This is a genomic window from Okeania sp. SIO3I5, from assembly GCF_010672085.1.
In the GTDB taxonomy this organism is placed as follows: Bacteria; Cyanobacteriota; Cyanobacteriia; order Cyanobacteriales; family Microcoleaceae; genus Trichodesmium.
In genome coordinates, this window is sequence record NZ_JAAHHT010000157.1 from 16,843 (window position 1) to 22,807 (window position 5,965).

The following is a 5,965-nucleotide window of genomic DNA, read 5'->3' on the forward strand; positions in this document are numbered from 1 at the left end:
GAGTCGTTGCATTTTCTGAAGCACTCCGGCGCGGGGATGGGTAGTCAAATTTCTCTTTTATTGCCTCAAGAGCAAGAGTCGTTGCATTTTCTGAAGCACTCCGGCGCGGGAATGGGTAGTCAAATTTTTCTACTCGACTGACACACCTTAAATAGTAAATTAGAAAAAAATCCTCAAATCTTGCCATAACGAGAATTATAGGAAAAAATCTAACGCACAGTTTTAGCTGTGTCAGTCTAGTAGTAGAAGTTAAGTAAATGCTTACTTCATTAATTAAAAAGCTGAAAGCTGAAAGCTGACTGCTAATAGCTGAATGCTTACAACAAATTAGGGCACTTCAAATTTACCATTCCCACTCGGACATGAGAACCATCTTTAAGAATAGCTTCTAAAGAAATTTTTATCTCTGGCGCAAATTCAATTACTTCTATTTCTCCCCAGAAACCACAATATTTAGCTTCTGGAAATTCTGGATGAATTTCTCCTACATCTGGACGATGTAAATTAGCAGGAACTTCTCTGATTACTTTACCACCAGAAATAAATTCTACTGAAACTGGGGGAGATTTTTTTCCAACTACCCACCCCCCAATAGAAATAGAACTAATATCTTTCTTTATTCCTGGTAATGGTACATCTATAGAACAACCGACTATTTCTGAATCTTTTTCATACATAGAAACAGCAACTTCTAAATTTGTTTGAATCCTTAAACTAAAGTCTTCTTGTTGTCTAGTTAAATGAGGATTATAACAAGGATCTTCGTCTATTAAATGTTTCCATCTTTGCTTCATATCTTTAATTTCTTTTTGGAAACGGAGTTGTTTTTGTCCGGTATTTTCTACTCCCCGACTTTTTGATTCATGGTGATATAAAACAGCGTGAGGTACATAAATATTTCGATAACCTTTATGGAGCATTTTTAAACATAAATCTACATCGTTAAATGCTACTGCTAATTCTTCATCAAACCCTCCAATTTGTTCAAATACTTCTCGACGACACATTAAACAAGCGGCAGTTACAGCAGAATAATTATTCACAGAAATAATTTGACCTTTGTAACCAGTATCAGTGGGAGAAAAACCTCGGTGACTATGATCTGCAACACTCCGCATTCCTAATACAACTCCGGCGTGTTGAATTGTATTATCTGGATATAATAATAATGCTCCGACAGCTCCTATTTTTTCTCTTTGCGCTTGTTCAACCATTGCTTCTAACCAGTCGGCAGTTTTGACTTCTGTGTCATTATTTAGGAATAGTAAATAATCACCTTCTGCTTTTTCTACGGCAAAGTTATTTAGTTTGGAGAAGTTGAAAGGAATATTCAGTTGATAAGTTTTGAAGTGTTCTGGTTGTTGATTTTTCCACTTCTCAATAATGGATAATGTTTCTGGTTCATCGCTGCCATTATCAATTAGTATTACTTCATAATTTGGATAGGTGGTTTTAGTAAAGATTGACTCTAGACATCTATCTAAAATATTTCCTAGATTTCTGGTGGGGATGATAATACTGACTAGCTTTTTCTCTAAAATTTGATAACGAACTTGATAAAAACCTGGATGGTTAGGTACGCTATAAATTTTTCCGATTTCTCCTCTTCTTGCTAATGCTTGGGTTAATGCTTTTTTTGCTGTTTCTTCTGAGATTGTTTGATTAATTTCTAGTGGATTTTGAGAGATTCTGCTGTGATAAAGTATTTTGGGAATGTGGAATATTTTTTGACTTATTTCGCTTAAGCGGAGAATTAGATCGTATTCATTACTACTTTGATATCCGACTCGAAAGCCGTTCAATTTTTCTAATAATTCTCGACGATATATACACAAATGACCTGTATACATTCGGGATAAAAATGAATCGGGGCACCAATCTGGTTTAAAGTAAGGTTCGGTTAATTTTCCTTGACTTGTCAATTTATCTTCGTCTGAATAAATCATATCTGCATCTGGATGTTTATTCAGAAATAATGCCATTTGATAGAGAGCATCTGGGGTTAATATATCGTCAGGATTTAATAGAGTAATAAAATCTCCTGTTGCTAATGCTAAGGCAGAATTTAAGTCTGTGGCAATATCTTGATTTTCACTTTTTAAGACTAATTTGATTCTGTTTTCTACTTCTATATTTTCCGGGAGTTCGTCGGCAATATAGCAAAGTTCCCAGTTAGGATAGATTTGATTTATTACTGATTCAATTGTCTCTTGAATGTCTGGGGATACTTTTTTTTCTGGCAGGATAATACTAATTAATGGTTGGTATCGGAAAGTCTCTAAATTTTCCGACATTTTGTTGAGTTTTTCTGAGTTAGGTAAGTTTTCTTTGAGCCATAATTGATAGGAATCTTCTTTTTGAATCCTCGGAGAAGGTAATTGAGAAATAGGAAGTTTTGTCTCTTCGCTTTTTGCAATGATGGGAGTAGAAGGTAATGGGGAAATAGAAATTTTTTTCTCTTCCCTATCATCTTTTCCCTGGTGCGTGAAAGTATTTTTTTTAGGTAATATCTTTGCTAGTTGCTCTTGAATTTCTGCATCGTCTGGATTAATTTGTAAACCTAACTGATAAAAGGCGATCGCTCCATGAGTTTTTCCTTTTTTTACTAATGTATTGCCTAGTTGTAAATAAAGTTTGTGGTCTTCTGGTTTAACTTCTAGTGCTCTGTGATAAAGTTGTTCATTATCGGGATTATTTTCTATGGCTTTTTTATACCATTTAATTGATTCTTCTCGGTCTAAGTCAGCGCGTTTTTTCAGAGCATCTCCCAATTTTTGATAAGCTTCTGGTAAGTCTGCTTTTAATTCTATTGCTCGACTATAAGGTTGTATTGCCTCTTCCCATTTTCCTATTTCCCAAAGACTATTTCCTAAGTTAATATAAGACCAAGTAAAGTCGGGATTTAATTCTATTGCTTGACGGTAAGGTTCAACAGCTTCTTCCCATTTTTGTAGTTTTAATAGACAGTCTGCCAAGTTATTATGAGACCAAGAAAAGTCAGGATTTAATTCTATTGCTTTGCGATAAGCTTTCACAGCTTCTTCCCATTTTTCTAAATTTTTGAGAGCTTCTCCTAAGCTGTTGTGGTACCAAGAATTATCTGATTTTATTTGACTTGCTTTTTGATAGACTTTGACAGCTTCTTCCCATTTTTCTTGTTGCGAGAAAATTTCCCCTAATTTTCCATAAGGTATATCAAATTCTGGAGAATTTTCTGTTGCTTGACTATAAGCTTTGACTGCCTCTTCTACTTTTCCTTGTTCTTGGAAAGCTTCTCCATATCTGTAATAAATTTCTCCAATTTTTTGCTGAAATTCTCTATTATTTGGTTCTAGTTGTTGAGCTTTTTGATAATTCTGTAAAGCTAGCTCTAACTGCCCCTGCTTTAATAAACCATCTCCCAATTTTTCATAAGCTTCTAAATTTTTCGGATTAGCAGATATTACTCTTTGATAACAAGCAACTGCTTCTCCCCACTGCCCCTTTTGAATTAATATTTCTCCTAATTTATAGCTAGCTTCTACTAACTGAGGCTTTAACTTAATCACTTCTTGATAACAAGCGATCGCTTGTTCTAATTGACTATTTTGATTCAGATTATTTCCGCTAAATAAAAATTCTTCGGCGGTAGCTTTTGCTGGTTCTAATCTCAATGCTTGATACAAATATTCTGCTGCTTCTGCTAACCGCTCTACCTGAGTATAAATTTTCGCTAAATTTCTATATGCTCCGGTAAAGTCTGGTTTAATTGCAATTGCTTTTCTATAAGATTGTATTGCCTCTTCCCACTGTTTTTGTTGAGCAAATATCGTTCCTATATTTGCATATACTTCTCCAAAGTCAGGCTTAATTTCTAATGCTTTTTTGTACCAATCTGATGCTTCTGATAATTTACCCAAAGCTTGTAAAGAATTGCCGATTATTTTATAAGCTTTGGGTTCTGGTTTAATGGAAATAATTTTCTGACTTACAGCAATTGCTTGCTCCCATTTTTTCTGTTTAATATAAGTCTCTGCCACCACGATATAAGTTTCTATATCTTCAACATTAATTGTCGGAAAATTTGGTGGAAGAGGCATATTATTTACCTGTTCGGAAGCTGCCAAAGTATCATTCCCATTTACCTGATTATTATTTAAACTACCAACTAAAGTCTCTCCCGGATTTAACTCTTGACTAGAAATTAAACTGTATTTACTAGCTGCTTCTAAAGTGTCATTTGAATTCTCTATTTTTGTATTAGTTGCTTTTAATTCTATAGCTCTCCTCAAACAAACTGTTGCTTCTTCCAAATTTCCTTGCTGCTTTAAAGCTTCCCCTAAATTTTGATAACCTTCTGATGAATTATTATCTAATTTAATTGCCATTCGATAACAAGATATTGCTTCATTTAAACTATCTTGTTGTTCGAGAGTTTTTCCTAAATTAATCAGTTCTTCAAAGGTAGCTTTTTCTGGTTCCATAGATAATGCTTTATACTGACAATATGTAGCAGATTTTTGATTCCCTAAACGTAACCATACTTTCGTCATATTGCGATAAGCTCCTGCAAAATCTGGTTTAAGATTTACGGCTTTTTGATAATAAGATATTGCCTCTTGCCATTTTTGCTCCATGGCGTATAAACTACCCAAATTAGCATATACTTCCGGCCAATCTGATTTAATTTCTAACGCCTTTTTGTACCAATTTTCTGCCTCTACTAATTTTCCTTGTGCTTGCCAAGCATTACCTAAAGTTTTGTAGGCAGGAAAATAACTTTCTTCGATTTTTATTGCTAATTCGCAGGAAGCGATCGCTTCTTCAAATTTCTTTTGAGCTAAATAAGCTTCTGCTTTTTTGTGGAAATTTTCTGCTGCACTTTCTGGAGGATTTGTTGATGCCATTTTCTTTTTTTTTGGGCTACTATTAATTAAGTTGATTTAAGGTTTGATAGTTTAATTTTACAAAAGATTGGGAAAAAATAGAAGGAGTATAGCGCTACACGCAAGGCAAAAGTCAAAAATAATCTATGACTGAATTTGGTAATTTAGAAATATTCTAACCTTTGCTTCAATTGGTATAAAGCCAAATCTTGACTTATTTTTTCTGGCAAGATTTTCTGAGTTTCTCATTACTCTTATTTTTTCTCTCCTCGGAATCAACAACTCCAGAGTCAAACCAAACTTTGACTTACTTTTTCTGGCAAGATTTTCTGAGTTTCTCATTCTCTTGCTGTTTCTGTCTTAGGAACAAACCAGAAGTGGTAAAACCAAATCTTGACTGACTTTTTCTGAGAAGATTTTCTAACTTTTTCATTGTCTTGTTTTTTCTCTCCTCGGAATCAACAACTCCAGAGTCAAACCAAACTTTGACTTAATTTTTCTGACAAGATTTTCTGATTTTCTCATTCTCTAGATTTTTCTGTCTTAGGAATAAACCAGAAGTTGCAAAGCCAAATCTTGACTTAATTTTTCTGGCAAGATTTTCTGATTTTCTCATTCTCTAGATTTTTCTGTCTTAGGAATAAACCAGAAGTGTTAAAGCCAAATCGTGACTTACTTTTTCTGCCAATCTTTTCCGACTTTCTCATCCTCTGCTTTTTTCTGTTCCAGAAATCTACCAGGAGAAGTCTCGTCAAATTTCGACTTACTTTTTCTGTCAAAAATTTCCGACTTTCTCATGCTCTTGATTTTTCTGTTCCAGAAATCTACCAGGAGAAGTCTCGTCAAATTTCGACTTACTTTTTCTGTCAATCTTTTCCGAATTTCTCATCCTCTGTTTTTTTCTGTTCCAGAAATCTACCAGGAGAAGTCTCGTCAAATTTCGACTTACTTTATTCTGCCAATCTTTGCGGAATTTCTCATGCTCTTGATTTTTCTGTTCCAGAAATCTACCAGGAGAAGTCTCGTCAAATTTCGACTTACTTTTTCTGTCAATCTTTTCCGAATTTCTCATCCTCTGTTTTTTTCTGTTCCAGAAATCT

5 protein-coding genes are annotated in these 5,965 nt (G+C 34.3%); all 5 read right to left on the reverse strand.

What is annotated here, in order from left to right; all coding sequences use genetic code 11:
- Positions 1–317 precede the first annotated feature (317 nt).
- A complete protein-coding gene (locus tag F6K40_RS27150) occupies positions 318–4,886 on the reverse strand; it encodes a tetratricopeptide repeat protein (protein WP_293140220.1) in 4,569 nt (1,522 codons plus the stop codon).
- A 286-nt stretch (positions 4,887–5,172) separates the two neighbouring features.
- Positions 5,173–5,298, reverse strand: coding sequence for a hypothetical protein (locus F6K40_RS27155; RefSeq protein WP_293140221.1), 126 nt, complete (start codon positions 5,296–5,298; stop codon positions 5,173–5,175).
- Between the two features lie 57 nt (positions 5,299–5,355).
- Complete coding sequence (locus F6K40_RS27160) at positions 5,356–5,481, reverse strand: hypothetical protein (protein ID WP_293140222.1); 126 nt, start codon at positions 5,479–5,481, stop codon at positions 5,356–5,358.
- A 56-nt stretch (positions 5,482–5,537) separates the two neighbouring features.
- On the reverse strand, positions 5,538–5,663 hold the full coding sequence (locus tag F6K40_RS27165) for a hypothetical protein (RefSeq protein ID WP_293140223.1): 126 nt from the start codon (positions 5,661–5,663) through the stop codon (positions 5,538–5,540).
- Positions 5,641–5,965 (reverse strand): hypothetical protein (locus F6K40_RS27170; RefSeq protein WP_293140224.1); only part of this gene is annotated, 325 nt, incomplete at its 5' end. The genes F6K40_RS27165 and F6K40_RS27170, both read right to left, overlap by 23 nt.

Coding starts and splice junctions, on each gene's coding strand:
- F6K40_RS27165 (WP_293140223.1), bottom strand. CDS start 5,663: ATGAGAAAGTCGGAAATTTTTGACAGAAAAAGTAAGTCGAAATTTGAC.
- F6K40_RS27155 (WP_293140221.1), bottom strand. CDS start 5,298: ATGAAAAAGTTAGAAAATCTTCTCAGAAAAAGTCAGTCAAGATTTGGT.
- F6K40_RS27160 (WP_293140222.1), bottom strand. CDS start 5,481: ATGAGAAAATCAGAAAATCTTGCCAGAAAAATTAAGTCAAGATTTGGC.
- F6K40_RS27150 (WP_293140220.1), bottom strand. CDS start 4,886: ATGGCATCAACAAATCCTCCAGAAAGTGCAGCAGAAAATTTCCACAAA.